Here is a 24,459-nt window from a genome sequence, read left to right as displayed (position 1 = left end):
GTGGACCCGGTGCGCACACTGCTGATCGACAACTACGACTCGTTCACGTACAACCTGTACGCGTTGTTGACCCAGGTCAACCGCCGGGAGCCGGTCGTCGTCGCCAACGATGTGCCCTGGACGTCGGTGGACCTGACAGCTTTCGACAACGTGGTGGTCTCCCCCGGCCCGGGCCGTCCGGATTACCCCCGCGACTTCGGGATCAGCGCACGGGCGCTGACCGACAGCGGACTACCCGTGCTCGGGGTGTGCCTGGGCCACCAGGGCCTGTGCCATGTGTTCGGCAGCCCGGTGGTAGGGGCCCCCGAACCGCGGCACGGACGACTCAGCGCCGTCCACCACGACGGCCGCGGCTTGTTCACGGGGCTCCCCTCCCCGTTCCGGGCGGTCAGGTATCACTCGCTGGCGGTGGTGGATGTCCCCGACGAGTTGGAGGATCAGGCGTGGTCCGACGACGGCGTCCTGATGGCGGTGCGCCACCGGGTGTTGCCGATGTGGGGGGTGCAGTTCCATCCGGAGTCGATCTGCAGCGAGTATGGCCGGGAGCTGTTGGCCAACTTCGCGGCGGCCACACGGGTGCGAGCGCACCGCGGGGTCTCGGCCGGGGCGAGTCGGGCGTCGGCGACGACGGAGCGGCCGGCGAGTGAGGCGTCGGCGAGTGAATCGGCGGGGAGTGAATCGGCGGGGAGTGAATCGGCGGGGAATCGGCACGAGGGTTACCGGGTCCGATCGGTTCGGGTGGACCACGTGGTGGACCCGAACACCGTCTATGAACGCCTGTTCGCCGGTGGTCCGAACAGCTATTGGCTCGACCGGTCGGCGGCCGAGGAGACCGACGGTCGCTACTCCGTCATGGGAGACTGCTCGGGTCCCCACGCCGAGTATGTGACCTACCGGGTCCCGGAAATGACTGTGCGAGTCGAACATTCGAACGGTACAGCGGAGGAGGTCCGCAGCACCTTCTTCGACTACCTCGACGCCCAGCTGCGGGCGCGTGCGGTGGCTGCGCAACCTGAGCTGCCGTTCGCGTTCTGTCTGGGGTACGTCGGCTATCTCGGCTACGAGCTCAAAGCGGACACCGGCGGCCAGCTGGCGCATGCCTCCCAGCAGGCCGACGCGGCGCTCGTGTTCGCCGACCGCGCGGTGGTGATCGACCACGGACACGGGTGTGCGTATGTGCTCGCACTGGAACCGGTCGAGAGCCCGGATCCCGATGTCGCGACGTGGTTGGACCAGACGGCGTCGACCATTCGGGAGATGCGAACCGCCACGCCCGCTCCGGCGACGACTCCCCCGCTGGTCCCGGCGCCCCACGAGGTGCCGATCGTGTTCCGCCACAACCGCCAGACGTACCTCAGGCTCATCGAGGACTGTCTGGCGGAGATCCGGTCCGGGGAGTCGTACGAGGTGTGTCTGACGAACTCGGCGACCGTGCACCGCAGCCTCGACCCCGTGTCCGGGTATTCGTGTCTGCGGGAGATCAGCCCGATGCCCTACAACGCCCTGCTGCAGTTCGCCGGGATGTCGGTGCTCAGCGCGTCGCCGGAACGGTTCTTGAAGATCGGTGCCGACGGGACGGTCGAGTCGAAGCCGATCAAGGGGACACGGCCGCGGTCGGCCGATCCCACCGAGGACCACCACTTGCGATCCGCGCTACGGGCGAGCGAGAAGGACCGGTCGGAGAACCTGATGATCGTGGACCTCGTCCGCAACGACCTGTCGCGCGTCTGCGTCCCGGGGTCGGTGCATGTGCCGTCACTGTTCGACATCGAGACCTACGCACCCGTGCATCAAATGGTGTCGACCGTGCGGGGGACGCTGCGGAACGGGGTGTCGGCGGTCGACTGTGTGCGGGCGGCCTTTCCCGGCGGTTCGATGACCGGCGCACCGAAGATCCGCACGATGGAGATCATCGACAAACTCGAGGCGGGTCCGCGGGGCGTGTACTCGGGGGCGATCGGCTTCTTCTCGCTCACCGGAACCGCTGACCTGTCGATCGTGATCCGCACGATGGTGGCGACCGGTTCCGAGGTGACCTTCGGGGTCGGCGGAGCGATCGTCGCGCTGTCGGATCCGGACGAGGAGTTCGAGGAGACGATGGTCAAGGCCCTGACCATGCGACGCTGCCTGTCCGTCGCCGAGGAGAGCGGCCCGTGACCGAATCGGCCGCCCCCGGTGCGCGGTCGGTGGTCGTGGCCGGCGGAGCAGGGGCGGTGGGATCCATGTTCGCCGACCGGTGGCGCAGTGGCGGCGACCTCGTACACATCCTGGACGCCACCTCCGGCGACGACATCCGTGCCCCCGGCCCAGAGGCGACCGCGCGGGTGCGCGCGGCGGACATCGTGGTCCTCGCGGTACCGGAGAATGTCGCCGTCGCCTCGCTGGGGACGGTGCGATCACTGATGCGCCCGACCGCGATGCTGGTGGAGACGCTGTCGGTGAAGACCCGGTTCGCGGCGGCCGTCGGCGGACCGGACGAGAGCCGTTGCGCCACAACGGGCCCGGCCGTCGGCGTGAACCCGATGTTCGCCCCGTCCCTCGGTCTGCCCGGCCGGGCGATCGCGGTGGTCGTCCATCGCGACGGACCCGGCGTGGACCGCCTGATCGACGACCTGGCGAGGTGGGGCGCTCGCGTGCAGGTCACCACCGCCGATCGGCACGACCGCCTGTGCGCCGCGGTGCAGGCCCTCACCCATGCGACCATCCTGTCGTTCGGGGTCGCGCTCGCCGATCTCGGCGTCGAGGCCGATGAGGCGGCGACACTGGCCACCCCACCGTTCATGACGATGTCGGCGATGCTGGCGCGCGTCGCCGGTGGGACACCGGAGGTGTACCGGGACGTGCAGTCGTCGAACCCGTGCGCGTCGACGGCCCGGGATGCGTTGGCGCGTGCGGTGTCCCGGGTCTCCGCCACCTGCGACGGCGACAGCGACGAGTTCACGGCACTGCTCGCCCGGGCCGGAGCGCCGCTGGGCGATCGCGGCAGCGAGTATGCCGGGCTGTGCGCGCGACTGTTCGCCGGGTTGGCGTCGTGACCGGCACGCTGCCCGACCACGACGCCGCCGACCCGGTGGAGACGGCGGTGATCCGTGGGCTGGTGCGCAGCTGGTCGCGGCGGGCCACGGTGCGCCGCACCGAGCCCGAACTCGACGGCCCCACGATGGACGATCTCTACGACGACGATTGCGTCGACTATCCCGAGACACTGCTCCCCTTCGCCGGACATCCGGGATGGAACCGGCTCGACGACGACCGCCGGTCCCGGGTCCGGGCGTGGGGGTGGATCTCGTACAACAAGAATGTCGTCGACATCGAACAAGACGTGGTCACACCCGGTTTCGGATTGCTGTTCCGGGACGCGTTCGGCACCGGGTTCTCCGACGCCGGGAGGGCGGCGGTCGTCCAGTCGATGGTCGACGAGGAGTACCACACGCTGATGCATCTGAACGCGTCCGCGCTGACCCGCCGTCGGCGTGCCTGGACGCTTCCGGATGCCACACTGCCCGAGTCGTTGATGGTGCGCCGCCATCGGGCTGCGCTCGCACGTGCGGAGTCGGCACGAGCCGCGGCGCTCACGACCCTGGCCTACGCGACGGTCGCCGAGACCTCCATCGGGGACTACCTCACGTTGATCGCCGAGGATCGGACGATCCAACCGGTTCACCAAGCCACCGTCGCCCTGCATCGCCGCGACGAGCGCGCGCACGGCTCGGTCGCCGGCGAGATGATCGCGATGGTCCACGACCGGCTCGGCCCGGACGACCGGCTCGTCCTGGCGCATGCGCTGCGCGACGGCGTCGACGCGTTCACGGCGACCGACACCGCCGCGTGGTCGGCCATCCTCGCCGCCGAGCGGATCCCGGACGGCGCCACGATGCTGCGCGAGTCCGCCGAGGACCCCGATCGACGGCGAGTTCTACAAGACTGCAGTGCGGTCGACCGCCTACTCGCCCGGTTCGGCGCCCTGGGTTGACCTGCGCCGGTGATCGTCGGGTGGGCGGCTACGGTGGTGACCGTGAACGAGCCCGACAGCCCGCGAGTGGCGACACCGGCCGACGCGGCGACCATGGCCGAACTGCTCGACGCCTTCAACCGCGAGTACGGCGAACCGTCTCCCGGACCGGACTTCCTGGCCGAACGACTGACCGATTTACTTTCGCGCAGTTCGACTTTCGCGATCGTGGCCGGCGACCCGATCACCTCGCTGGGCCTGGTGACCATCCGGACAAACGTCTGGGTCGACGGCGGCATCGCCCTGCTCGACGAGATGTACACCACGCCTGGCCAACGCAGCCGCGGACTCGGTGGTGCCGTCCTCACCGCCGCGGTGGCCGAGGCGGCGCGACGGGGCGCCGGGGAATTCGAGATCGAGGTCGACGAACCCGACGTCGACGCGCACCGCTTCTATGCCCGGCACGGGTTCCCGCTGCGCGATCCCGAGACCGGCGACCGGGCGTTCGTTCTCCGCAAGGAGCTGACCGCTCCGTAATCCGATGGAATCCCGCCCGTGCCAGTAGGGTACGGGCGTGGTTCAGCTGACAGTGGGAAGCCATCGCGAGAACGCGACGACCGACGTCCTCCTCACCGCGGAGAAGTTCAATCGGCACACCTTCTGGTGCGGCCAGAGCGGCTCCGGGAAGACCTACGCGCTCGGCGTGGTTCTCGAACAGCTGCTGCTCCGAACCCGACTCCCGTTGCTGATCCTCGATCCGAACGCGGATTTCACCCGGTTGCCCGAGACACGCAGCACCGCCGACCCCACCGCCGCGGACGCGATCGCGGCCTCTGACATCCGGGTCCTGCATTCGACGCGACGTGACGGACCGCAGTTGCGGACACGGTTCCTGACCCTGCCCCTGGCAGCGAAGGCCGCGGTCTTGCAGTTGGATCCGATCGCCGACGCCGACGAGTACAACGTCCTCCTGCACGCCGACGCCACACTCACCGAGACATCCGACCAGACGACCTACCTCGATGCGCTGCGCAGTTCCGCCGACCCCGGACATCAGCGGCTGGCCAAGCGTATCGAGAATCTGCAGGTCCTCGACTGGGCACTCTGGGCGCGGGGTGACCTCGCAGCGACCGACGTCATCGACGAGCGACCCCAGGCGACCGTGCTCGACCTGGGTGGGTTCGCCCATCCAGCGGAACCGAAGGTCGCCGCTCTCAGTGTGCTCGAACACCTCTGGGCCCACCGCGACGAGCGGCGCCCGATACTCATCGTGATCGACGAGGCCCACAACATCTGCCCACCGCAGGCCACCAGCGCGGTGGAGCAGGCGCTGATCGACCGGGTCGTGCAGATCGCGGCCGAGGGCCGCAAGTTCGGCCTCTGGCTGCTGCTGTCGACCCAGCGGCCGACCAAGATCCACCCCAATGTCCTGTCCCAGTGCGACAACCTGTGCCTGATGCGGATGAACGCCCCACGCGATCTCGCCGAGCTGGCCGACACCTTCGGCTTCGTACCCGAACACCTCCTGGCGGAGTCGCCCGGGTTCCGCCAGGGTGAGGCACTCCTCGCCGGTGGGTTCATCACCGCGCCCACGTACACGCAGATGGGTGCCCGGATCACCGAGGAGGGCGGCGCCGACGTCGCGGTGCCGCTGGTCGTGTGAGCGGTCGATGGTTCTGAGAACAAAGCCCCGGTGAGCGACGCTCACCGGGGTTTTCTGTCGGGCTGACAGGATTTGAACCTGCGACCACTTGACCCCCAGTCAAGTGCGCTACCAAACTGCGCCACAGCCCGTTGCTCCCTGGAGAAGCGGAGCGATGTAAAGCCTAGCCGACGAGCACGGTCCCGAACCAATCGCCTGGTCAGGCCTCATTTCGGGGCCGGTGGCCAGATGTAGTGTGCCGTTGCTTCTGCCGCCACGAAGCGCTACATCTGACACCGGCTGCTAGACGGTCGAACGCTTCTTGAAGAAGATCCACCCGGCGGTCACCAGAACGGCGCCGACGAGCGAGCCGATGATGCCGCTGGGACGGAGCTCGAGGCCGTCGCCCGAGAGCAGGCTGATGAGCAGTCCGCCGACGAAGGAGCCGACGATGCCGGCCACCAGGGCGAGACCCCAATCGACGGTACGCAGGCTCTTGCCGCCGAGGAGGATCTGCGCCAGGGCGCCGATGACCATGCCGAAAACGATGATTGCCAGGATGAGCACGAGACGCAGTATCTCACAGCAGGTGTCGTGCGCCACCGGCGCGCGACACGTCCACCGGAGATGGGCAGGTCCGCCACCTGCGCGGTGGCGGACCTGCCCAACGGTGGTGGAGTCGCCGGACGGTGATCAGCGCTTGCGGCGCTGCTCCCGCTTGTCGCGGACGCGGACGTTGATCCGGACGGGCGAACCGTCGAAGTTGAACTCCTCGCGCAGGCGCCGCTCAAGGAACCGGCGGTAGCCCGCCTCGAGGAAGCCGGTGGTGAACAGCACGAAGGTCGGCGGCCGGACCGAGGCCTGGGTCGCGAACATCACGCGCGGCTGCCGGCCCCCGCGCAGCGGCGGCGGGTTGGCGGCGATGACGTCCTTGAGCCAGTTGTTCAGCGGGCCGGTCGAGATGCGCTTGTCCCACGAGTCGAGCGCGGATTCCAGTGCGGGCACCAGCTTCTGGACGGCCCGGCCGGTCGACGCCGAGATGTTCACCCGACGCGCCCATGGCACGCGGGCCAGTTCGCGGTCGATCTCCTTGTCAAGCTGGTACCGGCGGTCCTCGTCGACGAGATCCCATTTGTTGAACGCGATCACGAGGGCGCGGCCGCTCTCGATGATGAGCGACAGCACCCGCAGATCCTGTTCGGTGATCGGTTCCGATGCGTCGATCAGCAGGATGGCCACCTCGGCCGCGTCGAGCGCCGACCGCGTCCGCAACGACGCGTAGTACTCGTGGCCGCTCGCGGTCCGCACCTTGCGGCGCAGACCGGCGGTGTCGACGAAATTCCAGGTCTTGCCGCCCAGTTCGACGAGTTCGTCGACCGGGTCGACGGTCGTCCCGGCGACATTGTCGACCACCGACCGCTCGGTGCCGGTGAGCTTGTTCAGCAGCGAACTCTTGCCGACGTTCGGCTTGCCCACCAGGGCGACGCGACGCGGACCGCCGAGAGTCGGTGCCTCCCGCGGGGTCTCGGGCAGCTTGTCCAGGATGATGTCGAGCAGATCGCCGGCGCCGCGGCCGTGTGCGGCCGACACCGGATACGGCTCACCGAGTCCCAGCGACCACAGCGATGCGGTGTCGGACTCGAGTCGCTCGCTGTCGACCTTGTTGGCACACAGGATGACCGGGGTCTTCGAGCGTCGCAGAACCCGTGCGACGGCCTCGTCGGTCGCGGTCGCGCCGACCGTGGCGTCGACCACGACGACGATCGCGTCGGCGGTGCGCATCGCCAGCTCGGCCTGCGCGGCGACGGCCTGCTGCAGGCCCTTCGCGTCGGGCTCCCAGCCGCCGGTGTCGACGACGGTGAACCGCCGGCCCGACCACGACGCCGCGTAGGACACCCGGTCCCGGGTGACGCCGGGGATGTCCTCGACCACGGCTTCACGACGCCCCAGGATGCGGTTGACGAGCGTCGACTTGCCGACGTTCGGCCGCCCGACGATCGCGACCACCGGCATGTGTTCGACACCGGACGCGTCGTCTGCTCCCCCGACATCGGTCAGTTGCCAGTCGGATTCGTCCGACCAGGTGCCGTCGCCGGGTAGCGCCGCAAGGTCGTTCGAGTAGTCGTCACTCACCGTTCCACCGCTCCGATCCGGGTCGCCACGAGGCCGCTCAATTCCGCGAGCACCTCGTCGAGGGTCTTGTCGCTGGTGTCGACGACGGTCGCGTCGTCGGCCGCGCGCAACGGCGAGACCTTGCGTGTCGAGTCGAGATGGTCGCGCCGGTTCACGCTCGCCAGCACCGCGTCGTAGTCGCTGTCGCGACCGCCGGCGAGATTCTGCTTGTGCCGGCGCTCGGCCCGCGCCTCGGGTGTCGCGGTGAGGAAGATCTTGACGTCGGCGTCGGGGAACACCACGGTCCCGATGTCGCGCCCCTCCACTACCACGAACCGACCCTGCGCGTTCTGCTGTTGTAGCGCAACCAGTTTGGTGCGCACCTCGGGTACCGCCGAGACCGCGGAGACGGCGCTGGTGACGTGGTCGGTGCGGATCGGCCCGGAGACGTCGCGCCCGTCGAGGAAGACCTTGGCGCCGTCCCCATCGGGGACCAACTCGATGGCGACGTCGGCGACCACGCGGGCGATTCCGGCCGGATCATCCAGCGCGACACCGGCATCGAGAACGGCGAGGGTCACCGCGCGGTACATCGCGCCGGTGTCGAGATAACTGGCGCCGACCTCGGCCGCCAGGAGCTTGGACACCGAGGACTTGCCCGTACCGGCCGGACCGTCGATCGCCACGACATGCGTGGTCCCGCCGGCGGACTCCGAAGCTCCGTCGCTCACAGGCCGACCGCCTTGTACAGTCCACCGACCTCGTCGTTGCCGAGGACGCGCAGGCTGCCCGGGCGCTGCTCACCCAACGCGACCGAACCGACATGGGTGCGAACCAGTTTGACGACCGGGAAGCCGACCTCGTCCATCATGCGCCGCACCACGCGGTTGCGACCCTCGTGGAGGGTGATCCGCACCAGCGACTGGCCCTCGTGGACCTCGATCACGGTGAACTTGTCGACCGTCACCGGGCCGTCGTCGAGTTCGACGCCCTCGCGCATGCGACGTCCGATCCCGCGGGGCACCTCGCCCTTGAGCGTGGCGAGGTAGGTCTTGGGCACCTCGAAGGACGGGTGCATCAACCGGTGCGCGAGTTCACCGTCGTTGGTCAGCAGCAGCAGACCCTCGGTGTCGGCGTCGAGGCGGCCGACGTGGAACAGACGCTGACCGGCCATGACGCGCTCGGCGACCACATCGCCGACGCAGGGACGGCCCTGGTCGTCGGACATGGTCGACTGCCAGCCCTTCGGCTTGTTGAACGCCAGGTACTGACGGGTCTCGTCCATGATGACGCGGGCACCGTCGACGCGGATGATCGCGGTGTCCGGGTCGATGCGCAGACCCTGCTCGGTGACGATCTCCCCGTCGACCTCGACACGACCCGCCGCGATCAGTTCCTCGGCGCCGCGACGCGAGGCCACTCCCGCCTGGGCGAGCACCTTCTGCAGGCGGACGCCGTCTTCGACGTAGTTGGCGCCGGCACCCTCGCCGTGCTCAGGTGTCTGGTGCCGCGCCGGTCGGGCGTTGTTCAGCCGGATCCGGCCCACTTCGGCGTTCGGCTTCGACGACCCCTTGCGGTGGGTCTTCTTGGTTCGCGGCTGTTGTGCGGGCGCGCCCTTGCGGCGTTTTCCCGGTGAGCCATCTCGGCCAGCGGATGCCATGTTCTCTCAGTCCTGTGAGTCGGTGGTGGTGCCACCGTCGATGATCAGTTCATTCGAGTCTGACGGTTGGGAGGACAGTTTGGCGAATCGGGGATCCGACAGCAGCTCCTCGTCGAGGTCGTCGATCAGGTCGACGTCGGGCAGCAGGGGCGCCAGATCGGGCAGTTCCGACAGTGACGCCAGCCCGAGCCGTTCCAGGAAGAGTTCGGTGGTGGCATAGGTCGTCGCGTTCGTGGTCGGTTCGCTGCCGACCTCGTTGATCAGTCCGCGAGCGACGAGGGTGCGGATCACGCCGTCGACGTTGACGCCGCGGATGGCGCTCACCCGTGCCCGGGTGACCGGTTGCCGGTAGGCGATGACCGCCAGCGTCTCGAGCGCCGCCCGCGTGAGCTTCGACCGCGCGCCGTCGAGCAGCAGCCGCTCCACGTAGGGGGCGTACTCCGCACGGGTGTAGTAACGCCAGCCGTCGCCGGCGAAGCGCAGATCGATGCCGCTGCCCGACGCCGTGAGCTCCGACGACATGGCGTTCAGCGTCTCCCGGACCCGCGTCCGATCCTGGTCGACGGCGTTCGCGAGTTCTTCGGTGGTGACCGGTGTGTCCACGACGAGCAGCACCGCCTCCAGAGCGAAGCGGAGGCGCGCGTCGTCGAGGTACTCCTCCCCTTCCCCGTGCAGAGCGGTCTGCACGGGTTCGGCCGGTCCCGGGTCCTCTCCCTCGGCTGCGCCGGTCGGGTCGTGGTGGTCGACCTCAGGAGCGTGATCAGTCATCCGTAGTCCTCTGCCTTGTCGATGCGCAGGTCGTCGGCACCGCGCTCCCCCGTCCACATCACCGCGAGATCGCCGAGTGCCTCGGGTTGTTCGAAGGTGATGGCCTGCTCCCGGAACAACTCGAGCAGGCCGAGGAAGCTACCGACGATCTCCAGCACGTTCTCGCAGTCCGCGGTCAGCTCGCCGAAGGTCAGCCATGTGCCCGGTGCGGCACTGAGCAGAGATGCCATCCGACGTGCCTGGCCCGGAACCGACACCTTCTGGACGTCATGCAGATGGTCGAGGCCGACGGTGGGCACCGGACGCGGCGTCAGCCCCGCCGCGGCGACCTGCGCGAAGCCGTCGGCGTCGACACCGAGGGTGACCTCCGGCAGCAGATCCTCGAAGCGCTTCTCCAGCGACACCGCGCGTGGGTAGCGCTGCAGCGCGGCGGCCTCGAGTTCGCCGAACAGGGCGGCGACCTGCTTGTAGGCGCGGTATTGCAGCAACCGCGCGAACAACAGGTCCCGGGCTTCGAGGAGTGCGAGGTCCTCCGGATCATCGACCTCGCCGGAGGGCAGCAGGCGAGCCGCCTTGAGATCCAGCAGCGTCGCCGCGACGACGAGGAATTCGGTCGTCTGGTCGAGCCCCATCTCCGGGCCGAGTTCGCGGGTGTAGGCGATGAAGTCGTCGGTCACCTCGTGCAGCGCCACCTCGGTCACATCGAGGCGGTGCTGCGAGATCAGGTTCAGCAACAGGTCGAACGGACCCTCGAAGTTGCGCAGCTTGACCCGGAAACCGGACTCCTCGACACCGACCTCGGACGACGCTTCCGCCGAGCTCGAAGCACCTTCGGGAACAACCGAATCGGACGCGCCGGGTTCGGATAGGGCGGGTTCGGGGACGGCGGGTTCGGTGACTGCCTGGTCGGCGCCGGTCGTCATGCGGGCGTGACGTTGCGGGCGATCACCTCGCGTGCGAGCGCCCGGTACGCCTTCGCGCCGGCCGACCGCGGCGCCCACGAAGTGATCGGTTCCCCGGCGACGCTGGTCTCCGGGAACCGGACGGTGCGGGCGATGACGGTGTCGTAGACCGCGTCACCGAACACCTCGACGACGCGGGCCATCACCTCACGGGAATGCAGCGTGCGGGCGTCGAACATCGTCACCAGGATGCCGCCGAGGTCCAGGCGCGGGTTGAGCCGGTCGCGCACCTTGTTGATCGTGTCGGTGAGCAGGGCCAGCCCGCGCAGGCTGAAGTACTCGCACTCCATCGGAATGAGCACGGTGTCGGCGCAGGCCAGCGCGTTGACGGTGAGCAGACCCAGCGACGGCTGGCAGTCGATGAGGACGACGTCGTAGCGGTCGAGCACGGGATGCAGTGCCCGGCCGAGCGACTGCTCGCGACCCACCTCGGTCACCAGCTGAATCTCCGCGGCCGACAGGTCGATGTTGCTGGGCAGCAGGTCGAGACCATCGACGCGGGTCCGCATCAGGACCTCGTCGGTCGCCACCTGCGGCGGCACGAGCAGGTTGTAGACGGTCTGTTCCAGCTCGTGATGCGGCACACCGAGTCCCGCGGACAGCGCACCCTGCGGGTCGAGGTCGACGAGCAGGACCCGACGACCGTATTCGGCAAGCGCCGCACCGAGATTGATGGTCGACGTCGTCTTGCCGACGCCGCCCTTCTGATTGCAGACCGCGATCACCGTGGCAGGTCCGTGACGGTCCAGCGGAGCGGGCTGGGGCACGTCGCGATACGGCCGCCCGGTGGGGCCGATCTCGTCGGCATCGTGCTCGGCCTCTTCGGTGTCGTTTCCGGGCGACACCTGGATGCTGTACTGATCTCCCGGACGGGCGCCAGACCCTCCCGGACGGGCGCCAGACAGGGGTGCGCTCGGAGTGGTCACGTGTCCGCCGCTCCCTTCGCTGTTCGATGCCGCTTCTCGGTGGTTCAGTCGTCCTGTCCGTCCACGGCCGAGCCTCGTATCAGCCTAGGACATCTCCCCGGTCATCCCGGCGTCGGCGCGCCCGGGGGATCCGCGGGGTCAACGCGCCCTCGGATGGGCGACGGCATAGACCTCCCGCATCGTGTTGACCGTCACGAGCGTGTACACCTGCGTGGTGGTGACCGAGGCATGGCCCAGCAGTTCCTGGACGACGCGGACGTCGGCGCCGCCGTCGAGCAGATGGGTCGCGAAGCTGTGCCGGAGGGTGTGCGGCGAGACCGCCTTGTCGAGGCCGGCGCGCTCGGCCGCGGTGACGAGCACCTGCCACGCGCTCTGCCGCGAGAGCCGCCCGCCGCGCGCGTTCAGGAACACCGCGGGCGTCGCCCGTGACACCAGCGCGGGTCGCCCGCGGACGAGGTACGCCTCGAGTGCCTGGACGGCGGGCCCGCCGAGCGGCACGAGACGCTCTTTCCCGCCCTTGCCCCGGAGGCGAACCGCGCGCATGTCGTCGAGATCGAGATCGTCGAGATCGAGGGAGGTGGCCTCGGAGATCCGCGCCCCGCAGCTGTAGAGGAATTCCAGCAAAGCGCGGTCCCGCAACCCGCGCGGATGGTCCTCGACGCCGGCCGAATCGAGAATGGCGAGCACCTCGTCGACCGGCAGGGATTTCGGCAGGCGCCGCGCCGCGCGCGGCGGCCGGACCTCGTGCGCGACGTCGGTCGGCACGATCCCCTCGTCCACCGCGAACTTGTGAAAACGCCTGGTGGCGACGAGAGTTCGCGCGATCGAACTGTCGGCGAGCGGGGCGAAGCCCGCCTCGGCGTCACCGCGACGGAGTTCGACGAGGAACTCGCGGATGTCCTCTTCGGTCACGGCGTCGAGTGACGGGATCCCCCGCCGGTCGAGATACCCGCGGTACCTCTCGAGATCGCGCCGGTAGGACGACACCGTGTTGGCCGCCGCACCCCGCTCCACCGTCAGGTGATCGAGGTAGCGCGCGATGTCGGCGGCCAGGGTCACGACCGGCGGCCCCGATCGTCGGCACGTCGGTTCCGTAACGCGGTCGGCTCGTCCGGCCACGGGGCGTCGACGCCGCGGAGGCCGGCCGTCGACCCGCCGGCTGCGGCCGCGGCCAGGATGCCGGCCACGCTCGTCGCGTTGACGATCTCCCCCGACAACACCTTCGCGACGGCGTCGTCGAGCGGCACCCACTCGATCGACATGTCGGCTTCTTCGTCGACGCGTTCGGCCGCGTCGAGATGGTGCAGCCCCTCGGCGAGATACAACCGCAGCGCCTCGTCGGTGAAGCCGGGTGACAGCGCGAGGTCGACCAGGACGTGCCACGAGTCGGCGGCGAGGTCGGCCTCTTCGGCCAGCTCGCGCTGGGCGGCGGCCAGGGGTTCTTCGTCGGCCTGGTCGAGCAACCCGGCGGGCAACTCGAGCAGGCGTCGGCCGATGGGGTGACGGTACTGCCGCACCATCGCCACCCGGCCGGCGTCGTCGCGCGCCAGGATCGCGACGGCGCCGAAGTGTTCGACGACCTCGCGCTCGGCGACGCGCCCGCCCGGCATCTCGACGTCGTCGACCCGGAGGGTGATGATCGCGCCGTCGTAGACGGTGCGGCTGTCCTTGACCTCGAAGTCGTGGCCCAACGCGGTCAGTCCCTGCCGGCAGGGTCGTCGAGGACTGCCTCGCCCAGCCCGGCGACCGGTTCCACCGTGACCGCGTTGACGGCGGCCACCGCGTCCGCGGGAGCGTCGTTCGACTCGTAGTCGTCGCCGAGGTCGACCGGAAGACGTTCGGCCGCCTTGTACTTCAGGGCCGCCTCGATGAACGACCGGAACAACGGATGCGGCCGGGTCGGCCGACTCTTGAGCTCCGGGTGTGCCTGCGTGGCAACCAGGTACGGGTGCACCGACTTGGGGTACTCGACGAATTCGACGAGGTGCCCATCGGGCGAGGTACCCGAGAACACGAGCCCGGAGTCGGCGATCTTGTCGCGGTAGGCGTTGTTGACCTCGAAGCGATGACGGTGACGTTCGGACACCTCCCGCGTCCCGTAGGCCTCGGCGACGACGGATCCGGCCTTCAGCACGGCGTCGTAGGCACCGAGTCGCATGGTGCCGCCCAGGTCGGCGTCGCCGGCCACGGCGTCGGCCTGATCGGCCATCGTCGAGATCACCGGGTGCGGGGTCTCCGGGTCGAACTCGGTCGAGCTGGCCTCGTCGAGGCCGACCGAGCGCGCCGCCTCGATGACCACACATTGCAGCCCGAGGCACAAGCCCAGCAGCGGGATCCCGCGCCGCCGTGCGTACGAGATGGCACCGACCTTGCCCTCGATGCCGCGGATGCCGAAGCCGCCGGGGATCAGGATCGCGTCGACGTCGCCGAGGGCGGCCTGCGCGCCGGCCGGGGTGGCGCACTCATCCGACGGCACCCACTTGATCTCGGTGCGCGCCTTCCAGGCGAAGCCACCGGCGCGGATGGCCTCGGTCACCGACAGGTAGGCGTCGGGGAGATCGACGTACTTGCCGACCAGCGCGACACGCACTGTCTCGCGCGGCTCGTGCACACGGCGGAGGAGCTCGCCCCACACCGTCCAGTCGACGTCGCGGAACGGCAGACCGAGCTTGCGGACCACGTAGGCGTCGAGGTGCTCGCTGTGGAGCACCTTCGGGATGTCGTAGATCGACGGGGCGTCGGGGGTCGAGATCACGCCGTCGAGTTCGACGTCGCACATGAGCGCGATCTTCTTCTTGAGCCCTTCGGGCACATCGCGGTCGCAGCGCAGGATCAGCGCGTCGGGCTGGATGCCGACGTTGCGCAGCGCGGCGACCGAGTGCTGGGTCGGCTTGGTCTTGAGTTCCCCCGACGGCGCGAGGTAGGGCACGAGCGAGACGTGCAGGAAGAAGACATTGTCGCGGCCGACGTCGTGGCGCACCTGGCGCGCGGCCTCGATGAACGGCAGCGACTCGATGTCGCCGACAGTGCCACCGATCTCGGTGATGACCACATCGGGCACCTCACCGTCGGCGTCGGGTTCGGCCATGGCCAGCACGCGCGACTTGAGCTCGTCGGTGATGTGCGGGATGACCTGAACGGTTTCACCGAGGTACTCGCCGCGGCGCTCCTTGGCGATGACCGACGAATACACCTGTCCGGTGGTCACATTCGCCGACTGCGAGAGATTGCGGTCGAGGAAACGCTCGTAATGTCCGACGTCGAGATCGGTCTCGGCGCCGTCCTCGGTCACGAACACCTCACCGTGCTGGAACGGATTCATGGTGCCCGGATCGACGTTCAGATACGGATCGAGCTTCTGCATGGTGACCCGCAGGCCCCGCGAGGTGAGAAGCTGACCCAGGCTGGAGGCCGTCAGGCCCTTGCCCAGCGAAGAGGCGACGCCACCGGTCACAAAGATGTGCTTGGTGTCGTGTACATGGCGAAGTGGTCGCAAAAGAAGTGTCTCCCGTCGGCCGAATCGGGGCCGATGCCCTGATTACCTACGGGACTCCAGGGTAACACCACCGACGCCCGACGCCGCACCGCCACACCGTCGACGGGTGTGGCGGTGCTCGCGTTCGGTGGCGGACTCGATCTCAGGCGGCCGGTCGTCCGTCGGCACCGACGGTGATCGCGGTCGCGCCCGGGCCGGTGCCGTAGGAGCCGGTCGTCCCGTCGGCCTCGGCGGCCAGGGCGAGGATCGTCGTGATGAGACCCGTCGGCTGGTCGATGTTGTCGACGGTCGAGACCGCGTTGGCCAGCGACGGATCCGAGCGGACGATGGCGATCGGCGACCCGCCCGCCGCGGAGCCGGTGCGTCCGACCAGTACCCCGCCGACCCCGCGTGCCGACAGCGTGGCGGCCAGGCGGCCGACCAGCGTGCCCTGCGCACCGGAGTCCGGACCGAACTCGTCACCGGTCACCACCACCACCAGATCGGTCGGGGTGATCGCGTTGTCGGCGTAGTCGATGAACCCACCGTCGCGCAGTGTCGCCAGACCGGTCCGACGGTCCCCGGACGACGCCGGCCGTGCCGTCTCGTTCGACAGCACGAGGGCCCCGAGCAGGTCCCCCACCCGGCCCCCGGAATCGGTCAGTTCCGCGCGCAGCATCGTGCCCGGCGGAATGGTCTGGTCGACGATCGTCCGCAGCTCCTCGGCCTTGCCGTCGGTGAGCAGTGCGTCGGTCAAGCCGATCTGTCCGCCGAAGCGGGCACCGGCACCCGAGATCGATTCCTTGACCGCATCGACATCGGCATCCGCCGCGTTCGGTGCGGTGACCACCAGCACGGACTGCCCCTTGAGCTTGTTCGCGATCAGCCGGGGCGTGATGGCGAGGTCGAAGCTGTTGGAGGCGTTGAGCTTTGCGTTGAGATCGTCGCGCTCGCTCTCCAGGTCGCCGATGCGGTCACGACTCGTGCCGGTCATCGAGTTGACGCGGTCCCCGACGAATCCCGACCCCAGGAACAGTCCCAGGGCGAGCGCGAGGAAGACCGCGATCAGCGAGATCGCATGCTGTCGTAGCGAGATCATCGGCTACCGGTTCCAGACCTCTCGAGCCCAGTCGAGCAGCGCATTCCACTGCACGACGATCCAGTCGGTGATGTCGGTGCCCGCGTTCGACAGCAGCACGGCGGCGATGACGGCGACGAGTGCCGCCAGCACGACACACGCGATGGCAGCACCCGACACCCGGCTGCGGTAGAGCGTGGCGACCGCCTTCGCGTCGACGAGCTTCTGGCCCACCTTCAGTCGGGTCAGGAACATCGACGGATTGCTCTCCCGGCGCGACCGGTCGAAGAAGTCGTCAAGCGATCCCGGGTAGCCGACGGTGACGATCAGGTCGGCGCCGTGGTAGTCGGTGAGCAGCAACGCGAGGTCGCCGGCCGACCCGGCAGCCGGGAACGTGGTGGCCCCGATGCCGAGGTCCTGAATGCGTTCGAGCCCGGTCGCATGTCCGTCGGTGTCGGCCGGAAGCACCAGCTGTGCACCGGATTTCAGCGTCGGAGTCTTCATGGTCTCGGGATCGCCGACGATGATCGACGGCTTGTACCCGGCCTTCATCAGCGTGTCCGCACCGGCCCCGACGCCCACCATGACGGGCTGGTACTCCTTGATGAACGGCTTCAGCGAGCGGAGGTCGGCAGCACGGTCGGCACCTTCGCCGACGATGACGACGTGACGGCCTGCGACGTCGACGTCGATCTCCGGCACACCGACCCCGTCGATCAGCAGCGGCGACTCGCTGCGGATGAACTCGATCGTGTTGCCCGAGAACGCCTCGAGATGGTCGACGAGGCCCGCCTTGGCACCGATCATGATGTCGGCGATGTCGCGCTCCTCGAGCTCGGTACCGAGGGCGAGTCGCCGTTCGCCGACGAGGAGCCGGTCGTTGTGGACCCGCACCTTGGCACCGTCCTTGACCCGCTTGAAGATCTCCGGACCCACATCGTCGAGCAGCACGATGCCGGAGGCCACCAGGACCTCGGGTCCGAGGTTGGGGTAGCGGCCGGTGATCGACCGCGAGGCGTTGACCACGGCCACTACGTTGGCCTCGACGAGCGCGTCGGCGGTCACCCGGTCGAGGTCGACCTCGTCGAGGATGGCGATGTCGCCCGGCCCGACGCGGTTGAGCAGCCGTTTCGTGTTCTTGTCGATTCTGGCGATACCGGTCACGCCAGGCAGTTCTTCGGTGTTACGCGCGAGCAGTGCAGGCATCTTCATGACGGCCATGATCGGCCGAAGGCACGCCTCAGCCGGGGAGGCGCGCCGTAACAACAGCAACTTTTGTCACACACGCACCACGTGTTTCACCGTCGGCGGTGCTCAGTCGGCGGCGCGCTCCGCCTCCGCGGTGGCCAGCAGTTCCTCGGCGTGGGCGCGCCCGGTGTCGGACTCCCCCAGGCCCGCGAGCATGCGGGCCAACTCCGCCACTCGCTCGCTCCGATCGAGGGTGCGCACACTGCTGGTGACGAGCGCGCCCTTCTTGCTCTTGCCGATGACCAGGTGGTTGTCGGCGAACGCCGCGACTTGAGGGAGGTGGGTCACCACGATCACCTGGTGTGCTCGGGCCAGCCTCGACAACCGCTTCCCGATCTCCACGGCCGCGCGACCACCGACCCCGGCGTCGACCTCGTCGAAGACCATCACCGATCCCGAGGTGGGTGCGGCGAGGACGACTTCGAGGGCGAGCATGACCCGTGAGAGTTCGCCGCCCGACGCCGATTTCGCGATGGGCAGCGGCGTGGCGCCGGGATGAGCGAGAAGTGCGAATTCGACCTTGTCCGCGCCGTCGGCGCCGGCGTGCGCGGCGGTGCCCGCGACGCTGACGGTCAGCCGGTCGTCGGGCGTCGCCGCATCCGGGTTGACCGCGACCGCCAGCGCCGAGTCCCCCATCGCCAGCCCCTTGAGCTCTCGAGACACCTTGTCGGCCATCGACTTCGCGGCCTTGGACCGCAGCGTGTGCAACTTGTCCGCCGCGGCCTGCACCTTGCCCCGGGCCGCCGTCGCGGCAACCTCGAGCTCCTCGATGGAGGCCCGTGGGTCCTCGATCTCCGCGAGCCGGGCCTCGGCCTTGTGGCGCCAGTCGATCACCCCGTCGACATCCGGCGCGTACTTGCGGACGAGCGTCTTCAGCTCGGCCTGACGGGCGAGCAACTTGTCGAGCTCCTCGGCGTCGGCGGGTAGGCCCGACGTGAAGGCGGTCAGTTCGGCGCCGACATCGGTGATGACGGTGAGCGCCTCGGCGACGCGCGGTACGAGATCACGCAGCGTGTCGTCGGCCGCGGTCTCCAGCAGCGTGCGCACCGTTCCGAGTCCTTCGATGACCGACGATCCCGAATCTCCGGCGACGATGGCGTGCGCCTGGTCGGCGGCACCACGGATGGACTCCAGGTCGGAGAGCCGGCGGATCGTCGCGGTCAGCTCCTCGTCCTCGCCGGGCACCGGATCGACGGCGGCGATCTCGTCGATGCCGAACCGCAGCCGGTCGGCTTCCTGCGCGAGTTCCCGGTAGTTGGCGCGCCGGGCGTCGAGTTCGTCGAGGACCTCGACCCAGGCCGTTCGTGCCTTCCGGTATGAGTCCAGCGCCGCAGCCGCCTTCGGGCCGGCGAACGTGTCGAGTGCCGCGCGCTGGTGTTCGGGGCGGAGGAGCCGCAACTGGTCGTTCTGGCCGTGGATGGCCAGGACCGCCGTGGTGAGTTGGCCCATGACGCCCACCGGAACGGACCGGCCGCCCAGATGGGCGCGGGATCGTCCGTCGGCGCTGACCGACCGGACCGCGATGACGGTGTCGTCGTCGTCGAGTTCGGCTCCGGTGGAGTCCAGGATGTCGGCGACGACCGGATCCCGGTGCGCTCCGCCGTTGTTCGCGAGCCGGAACCGGCCCTCGACGACTGCCTTGGGGCTGCCGGTCCGGACGCGCGTCGCGTCGGCACGGGCACCGGACAGCAGGTGCAGGCTGGTGACGATCATCGTCTTGCCCGCTCCGGTCTCGCCGGTGAGCACCGTGAATCCCGGATGGAAGCGCGCCTGCGCCTCCTCGATGACACCGAGACCGGAGATCGAGATCTCTTCGAGCACGACTATGCCTGCCTCCCTCGCCATCCCGTGACCGGGAGGGCGAACTTGGTGACCAGTCGGTCGGCGAAGGGGTCGGAATCGATCCGGATCCAACGCACCGACCGTTCGCTGCGCACCACCTCGACCCGCGCTCCCGCGGGCACGTCGAGTGCGCGTCGGCCGTCGCACAGCGCCAGCGCGGACCGCCCGTTCTTGTCCACCTCCACCGCGATCCGCGATCGCGGACTCGTCACCATCGGCCGGGCGAACAGGGCGTGGGCGTTGTTCGGCACGACCAGGATGGCCTCGAGGTCGGGCCACATCACCGGCCCGCCGGCGGAGAACGCGTAGGCCGTCGACCCGGTCGGTGTCGACACCAGCACTCCGTCGGCGCCGAAGGCCGAGACCGGCCGGCCGTCGACCTCGGTCACGAGCTCGAGGACACCGTTGTTGCTCGTGTTCAGGACCGCGACCTCGTTGAGCGCCCAGCTGCACGCGGTCGGCGGATCCGGGTCGGCCGGGTCCACGATGGCGATGTCGAGGGTCATCCGCGGTTCGATGCGGTAGTCCCGGGCGATCAGCTGGGTCATGACCTCGTCGACGCGATGCGCCTCGGCCTCGGCGAGGAAGCCGATGTGTCCGAGATTGATACCCAGGACCGGGACCTCGGCGGGATAGGCCAGCTCGGCGGCCCGGAGGAAGGTGCCGTCACCGCCCAGGACGATGACGAGTTCGCAGCCCTCTGCCGTCGCGGACTCGGCCGTCGTGACCTCGACGACCGCGCCGAGCGAACGCAGGTATTCAGGGTCGACCGGTACGTTGCGGGGACGGGGCGACTCGCCCTCGTTGTTCCGGTACAGCACATCGTGATCGGGGGCGTCGCGGTCGAGGGTGTCGTGGTCGACCACGCGCAGCGCGACGTCGGCGGCCGCGCAGTGGCGCGCGATCGCCTCGATGGTCTCGAGCACGTTCTCGCGTCCGGTGTGGGCGACCACCAAGAACTCGCGGGCACCGGTGTGGTCCGGTGCCGGATCGTCGGTCACTGGTGATCCCCTCCATCGAAGTGCGGTCTGGGACAAGTGCGGTGTCGGTACGGAGACGCGGGCCCAGCGGTCAGCGCGGTCCCGCGGCGACCGCCTGTTCGATCATGTCCCGGAGTTCGTCCGCGGACCCGAGGAGGCGATCCGCGTCGGTCGAGTCCGCCCGGTCGACCCTATCGCTCCACCCCGACTCCTCGCCCGTCCGGTCGGCGAGCTCGTTGTGCAACCACAGGAAGTACTCGACGTTCCCCGACGGCCCGGGCAGCGGGCTCGCCACCACGCCGCGCGTCCGCAGTCCGTGCGCGGCGGCCTCGGTCGCCACCCCGAGTACCGCCTCGGCGCGTAGCGCGGGATCGCGGACCACGCCGCCCGACCCCACCCGGTCCTTGCCGACCTCGAACTGCGGTTTGACCATGGGCAGCAGGTCGGCGCCCGGCGCGCAGCAACGGGCCAGCGCGGGCAGCACCAGGCCCAGCGAGATGAACGACAGGTCGGCGACCACGACGTCGACCGGGCCGCCGATGGACCCGGGCTCGAGGTGCCGGACGTTGGTCCGGTCGTGGACCACGACGCGCTCGTCGTTCTGCAACCGCCAGATCAGTTGTCCGTATCCGACGTCCGCGGCGACCACCTCGCGGGCCCCGCGGCGCAGCAGTACATCGGTGAATCCCCCGGTCGATGCGCCGGCGTCGAGGCACCGACGCCCCTCCACCGTCAGGCCACCCGGCTCGAACGCCTCGAGCGCACCGAGGAGCTTGTGCGCGCCTCGTGACGCCCAGTCGTCTCGCGGACCCTCGTCGACGACGATCGGGGTGTCCCGGGTGACCCCGGTGGCCGCCTTCGACGCGATGGTCCCGTTGACCCGGACCGACCCGGCATCGACGAGCTCACGCGCCTGTTCGCGCGATCGGGCGAGACCTCGGCGGACGAGTTCGGCATCGAGTCGTGCTCTGGCGACCATGGTCAGAACCGCTCCCTCGTGGACGACTCCGGTTTCCGCACCGAGGCCGGTCTCATCGTCGGTCCACGGCGTCGAGGGCCGCGGTGAGCGTGTCATGGGCCTGCTCGAGAAGCGCCGCCTGACGTTCGAGCGCCGCCAGCGAGAAGGCGTCACCCGCCGATTCACGGATCTCGTCGACCTGCGCGAGCATCTCGGTGACCTCGGCCTCCACGTCGGGCAGCTCCCCGACCCCATCGGCGGTGGCGAATGCGTCGGCGACGGGGTCGAACTGCCGACGCGGCATCGCTCCCGGCGTGGGCCGGGACGGTCCTGGGTCAGCCGGGGAGGCGGTCGGGTGAGTCATCGTGGACCACGCTAGCCGACGACTGTGACACCGAGGGACTCGAGCTTGGTCCTCGCGGCTCCCTCCGCGATCACCCGCAATTCGTCCGGATCCGCGGACCCCGCATCGACTGCGGCCCAGGTGGCGGCGGCGAGCGCGGGCACCAGTCCCGCGTCCGCGCCGGAACCGGCGACCCGCACGGTCGAACCCTCGACGGTGATGTCCCAACCGGGCTGGTCGGACACCCGCACAGCGTCGATGTCGACGAACAGGCCGGCGAGGTCGTCGAGAACGTAGGTGGGTCGCTGCTCCGGGGGCGCCGACAGCAGATCGTCCACCGTGCTCACACCGGTCAGTACCAGGGCGCTCTCGATACCGACGGCATGGCCGCCCTCGATGTCGGTGTCCAGCCGGTCCCCGACCACGAGCGGCGCACTCGCCCGAGCACGCGCGATCGCGTCGGCCATCAACGGTGCGGCGGGCTTGCCGGCCACCATGGGGTCCTTGCCCGTCGCGTTGCGCAGCGCGGCGACCATCGAACCGTTCCCCACGAGCAGGCCCCGTTCGGACGGCAGGGTGGCGTCGATGTTCGTCGCGATCCACAGCGCGCCGGCCCGGATCGCGAGCGCCGCCTCCGACAGTTGCGCCCAACCGGTGTCCGGCGAGTGTCCCTGGATCACCGCGGCCGGTCGGTCGTCGGCACTACGCGTCACCCCGACACCGACCTCGCGGACTTCCTGCGCGAGTCCGTCGGTACCGATCACCAATGCACGTGAACCCGGCTCGAGATGTTCGGACAGCAGCCGCGCGCCCGACTGTGCACTCGTGACGACAAGGTCGTCGGTCGCCTCGAACCCCAGCTCACGCAGGTGCTCGGCCACCTCCGACGGCCGCCGGCTCGCGTTGTTGGTCACGAAGAACCGCGGGATGTTCAGCCGGGCGAGGGCATCCAGCGCATTCGGCAGCGCGTGGTGCCCGGCGAACACGGTGCCGTCCAGGTCGAGGAGTAGTGCGTCGTGACGATCGACGAGGGTCACGGAGTCGGACGGCGAGGCGGTGGTGGTTTCGGCCACGGACTCGGTTTCCGACGACTCGTCCAGGGTGGCGAGGGGATTGGGCACCCCTTCCACGATGGTCGACTCGGCGATCACGTCATCGCCGGGATCGCTCCCTTCCTCAGCAACGGCGGAAAGCGCCACCGAATCCGAGGTCTGCGACAGGTCGGCCGTACCCGGAACGGCTTCGATGGTGTCCTTCTCGATGGTGTCGTTCTCGATGGCACCGGACGCAGCAGGTGAATCGATTGCGGGAGTGACATCGGGCGCAGGCGCCGAGGCGGGCGGGATCGGGTCCGCATCGGAGTCGATGTCCCGCTCGACAGCCGGCACCGACAGCGGGCTGTCGAGCTCGCCTGGCGCAGCGCCGTTCACTCCCACACTCTCGGACGGCTGGTCGTCGTTGGCCAGCTCGGTCAACCGGAACTCGGCATCCGTGACGTCGTCGACGTCGGCGGCCGCCGCGTTCATGAACCAGGTGATCGCGTCGTCGCGACGACCGGCAGCTTCCAGGGCAGACGCATAGGCGTAGAAGAGACGGGCCGGTCCGGTACCGATCTGCCCGGGCTTGAGGTTCTCGGCCTGCAGCGTGACGACCGCTTTCTCCGGTTCACCGAGGTCCATGCGGGCACCGGCTTCGACGATCCGCATCTCGGTGGCATCGTCGCCGGTCAGTGACCGTCCCTCGTCACCGCGCGCGATCTCGACGGCACGCTCAGGGCGCCCGAGTCCGCGTTCGCAGTCGGCGATGAGCGGCAACAGGGCCGGGTTGCCGGTGATGCGCTTGGCTGCGCGCAGTTCGGTCGCCGACTCCTGCCACTCGCCCGCGTTGTAGGCAGCGATGCCGACGGTCTCGCGAACGACGCCGACCCGGGAAGCGCGAGCGCGAGCGGCACGTGCATGTTCCAGCGCCTGGACGGGATCCTCGAGCAGGATGCGCGACACCATCACCAGGTGCCGCGCGACGATCTCGGCGTTGGCCTTGTCGAGCGTCAGCAGATCACGGCGCACCTCGGGATCGAGATCCGACGCCGCGATGTCCTCGGGTAGCGGTGGCCCGGGCTGCCGGCTGCCGCGATCAGATCCGCGGTCACGCCCCGGACGATCATTCCGGCCACCTCGACCGCCATCCCGCTGTCCACGTGTGTCCCGCTGGCCGCGCCCGTCGCGGCGCGGACGATCACGATCACTCATAGCTGCCAATCTATGCCCTCGAACCTTGCTGAGTTGTGCCGCCCGGCGATGACGCATCAGGCGACCGACGCACGAGAAAGACCCCATATCCGACGAAAGAAATCATCGAATACGGGGCCTTTCTGAAATTGTGTTCGGCGGTGTCCTACTCTCCCACACTGATTAGGGTGCAGTACCATTGGCGCTGGAGGGCTTAGCTTCCGGGTTCGGAATGGGGCCGGGCGTTTCCCCTCCGCTATAGCCGCCGTAACTTTGTGAAACAAC

At 69.2% G+C, this 24,459-nt stretch carries 22 protein-coding genes, 1 tRNA gene and 1 rRNA gene; 5 read left to right on the top strand and 19 right to left on the bottom strand.

The features are described 5' to 3' along the window. Genes pabB through AS181_RS19350 form a run of 5 tightly spaced genes read left to right on the top strand, consistent with a single transcriptional unit; the run spans window position 1 to window position 5,615 of the window. Window positions 1-2,157: an aminodeoxychorismate synthase component I gene (pabB, locus tag AS181_RS19370; RefSeq protein ID WP_091344442.1), complete on the top strand. Its 2,157-nt coding sequence runs from the start codon at window positions 1-3 to the stop codon at window positions 2,155-2,157. Beyond that, a complete protein-coding gene (locus AS181_RS19365) occupies window positions 2,154-3,035 on the top strand; it encodes a prephenate dehydrogenase dimerization domain-containing protein (RefSeq protein WP_058253163.1) in 882 nt (293 codons plus the stop codon). The genes pabB and AS181_RS19365 overlap by 4 nt, the downstream gene beginning before the upstream one ends. Then, a complete protein-coding gene (locus tag AS181_RS19360; protein WP_058253162.1) occupies window positions 3,032-3,973 on the top strand; it encodes a diiron oxygenase in 942 nt (313 codons plus the stop codon). Before AS181_RS19365 ends, AS181_RS19360 begins: the two co-directional genes overlap by 4 nt. 42 nt (window positions 3,974-4,015) lie before the next feature. Beyond that, window positions 4,016-4,489 (top strand): GNAT family N-acetyltransferase, encoded by a 474-nt coding sequence (locus AS181_RS19355; RefSeq protein WP_058253219.1) that lies wholly within the window; start codon window positions 4,016-4,018, stop codon window positions 4,487-4,489. Window positions 4,490-4,526: 37 nt separating this feature from the next. Further along, complete coding sequence (locus tag AS181_RS19350; RefSeq protein ID WP_058253161.1) at window positions 4,527-5,615, top strand: ATP-binding protein; 1,089 nt, start codon at window positions 4,527-4,529, stop codon at window positions 5,613-5,615. 57 nt (window positions 5,616-5,672) lie between these two features. On the opposite strand, the gene AS181_RS19345 is transcribed toward AS181_RS19350, so the two are convergent. From AS181_RS19345 to rrf, 19 genes are all read right to left on the bottom strand, one after another. Further along, window positions 5,673-5,746 (bottom strand) — tRNA-Pro (locus AS181_RS19345). A 151-nt stretch (window positions 5,747-5,897) separates the two neighbouring features. Then, on the bottom strand, window positions 5,898-6,161 hold the full coding sequence (locus AS181_RS19340) for a GlsB/YeaQ/YmgE family stress response membrane protein (RefSeq protein WP_058253218.1): 264 nt from the start codon (window positions 6,159-6,161) through the stop codon (window positions 5,898-5,900). Window positions 6,162-6,287: 126 nt separating this feature from the next. Further along, the gene (der, locus tag AS181_RS19335) at window positions 6,288-7,727 is read right to left on the bottom strand and encodes a ribosome biogenesis GTPase Der (protein ID WP_058253160.1); all 1,440 of its coding nucleotides are present in this window, start codon (window positions 7,725-7,727) and stop codon (window positions 6,288-6,290) included. Continuing rightward, window positions 7,724-8,437, bottom strand: coding sequence for a (d)CMP kinase (gene cmk / locus AS181_RS19330; protein WP_058253159.1), 714 nt, complete (start codon window positions 8,435-8,437; stop codon window positions 7,724-7,726). The genes der and cmk overlap by 4 nt, the downstream gene beginning before the upstream one ends. Continuing rightward, window positions 8,434-9,366, bottom strand: a complete 933-nt coding sequence (locus tag AS181_RS19325; RefSeq protein ID WP_058253158.1) for a pseudouridine synthase — start codon at window positions 9,364-9,366, stop codon at window positions 8,434-8,436. Before AS181_RS19325 ends, cmk begins: the two co-directional genes overlap by 4 nt. A 6-nt stretch (window positions 9,367-9,372) precedes the next feature. Beyond that, complete coding sequence (gene scpB / locus AS181_RS19320; protein WP_058253157.1) at window positions 9,373-10,134, bottom strand: SMC-Scp complex subunit ScpB; 762 nt, start codon at window positions 10,132-10,134, stop codon at window positions 9,373-9,375. After that, the gene (locus AS181_RS19315) at window positions 10,131-11,057 is read right to left on the bottom strand and encodes a segregation and condensation protein A (protein WP_058253156.1); all 927 of its coding nucleotides are present in this window, start codon (window positions 11,055-11,057) and stop codon (window positions 10,131-10,133) included. The genes scpB and AS181_RS19315 overlap by 4 nt, the downstream gene beginning before the upstream one ends. Further along, window positions 11,054-12,022, bottom strand: a complete 969-nt coding sequence (locus AS181_RS19310; protein WP_374100831.1) for a ParA family protein — start codon at window positions 12,020-12,022, stop codon at window positions 11,054-11,056. The genes AS181_RS19315 and AS181_RS19310 overlap by 4 nt, the downstream gene beginning before the upstream one ends. A 138-nt stretch (window positions 12,023-12,160) precedes the next feature. Then, window positions 12,161-13,081 carry a site-specific tyrosine recombinase XerD gene (gene xerD / locus AS181_RS19305; RefSeq protein ID WP_058253155.1) on the bottom strand — a complete coding sequence of 307 codons (921 nt, stop codon included), beginning with the start codon at window positions 13,079-13,081 and terminating at the stop codon, window positions 12,161-12,163. Next, window positions 13,078-13,713, bottom strand: a complete 636-nt coding sequence (locus AS181_RS19300; RefSeq protein WP_058253154.1) for an NUDIX domain-containing protein — start codon at window positions 13,711-13,713, stop codon at window positions 13,078-13,080. Before AS181_RS19300 ends, xerD begins: the two co-directional genes overlap by 4 nt. A 5-nt stretch (window positions 13,714-13,718) precedes the next feature. Continuing rightward, on the bottom strand, window positions 13,719-15,518 hold the full coding sequence (locus AS181_RS19295; RefSeq protein ID WP_078113827.1) for a CTP synthase: 1,800 nt from the start codon (window positions 15,516-15,518) through the stop codon (window positions 13,719-13,721). Window positions 15,519-15,660: 142 nt separating this feature from the next. Beyond that, on the bottom strand, window positions 15,661-16,596 hold the full coding sequence (locus tag AS181_RS19290; RefSeq protein WP_058253153.1) for a copper transporter: 936 nt from the start codon (window positions 16,594-16,596) through the stop codon (window positions 15,661-15,663). Between the two features lie 3 nt (window positions 16,597-16,599). Further along, window positions 16,600-17,787 carry a putative cytokinetic ring protein SteA gene (steA, locus tag AS181_RS19285; protein ID WP_058253215.1) on the bottom strand — a complete coding sequence of 396 codons (1,188 nt, stop codon included), beginning with the start codon at window positions 17,785-17,787 and terminating at the stop codon, window positions 16,600-16,602. Window positions 17,788-17,889: 102 nt separating this feature from the next. Beyond that, entirely contained in the window at window positions 17,890-19,644 is a 1,755-nt protein-coding gene (recN, locus tag AS181_RS19280) for a DNA repair protein RecN (RefSeq protein ID WP_058253152.1), read from the bottom strand. 2 nt (window positions 19,645-19,646) lie between these two features. Beyond that, window positions 19,647-20,666 (bottom strand): NAD kinase, encoded by a 1,020-nt coding sequence (locus AS181_RS19275; RefSeq protein ID WP_058253151.1) that lies wholly within the window; start codon window positions 20,664-20,666, stop codon window positions 19,647-19,649. Window positions 20,667-20,736: 70 nt separating this feature from the next. Beyond that, window positions 20,737-21,624 carry a TlyA family RNA methyltransferase gene (locus AS181_RS19270; RefSeq protein WP_058253214.1) on the bottom strand — a complete coding sequence of 296 codons (888 nt, stop codon included), beginning with the start codon at window positions 21,622-21,624 and terminating at the stop codon, window positions 20,737-20,739. 52 nt (window positions 21,625-21,676) lie between these two features. After that, window positions 21,677-21,967: a hypothetical protein gene (locus AS181_RS19265; RefSeq protein ID WP_058253150.1), complete on the bottom strand. Its 291-nt coding sequence runs from the start codon at window positions 21,965-21,967 to the stop codon at window positions 21,677-21,679. Window positions 21,968-21,978: 11 nt separating this feature from the next. Then, the gene (locus AS181_RS19260) at window positions 21,979-24,195 is read right to left on the bottom strand and encodes an HAD-IIA family hydrolase (RefSeq protein ID WP_058253149.1); all 2,217 of its coding nucleotides are present in this window, start codon (window positions 24,193-24,195) and stop codon (window positions 21,979-21,981) included. Window positions 24,196-24,327: 132 nt separating this feature from the next. Beyond that, window positions 24,328-24,444, bottom strand: a 5S ribosomal RNA gene (rrf, locus tag AS181_RS19255). Window positions 24,445-24,459: the final 15 nt, after the last annotated feature.

The organism is Gordonia sp. SGD-V-85 (genome assembly GCF_001456905.1).
Classification (GTDB): Bacteria; Actinomycetota; Actinomycetes; order Mycobacteriales; family Mycobacteriaceae; genus Gordonia; species Gordonia hongkongensis.
The sequence above is the reverse complement of the archived record's forward strand: the minus strand, read 5'-3'. Positions and strand labels throughout refer to the sequence as shown.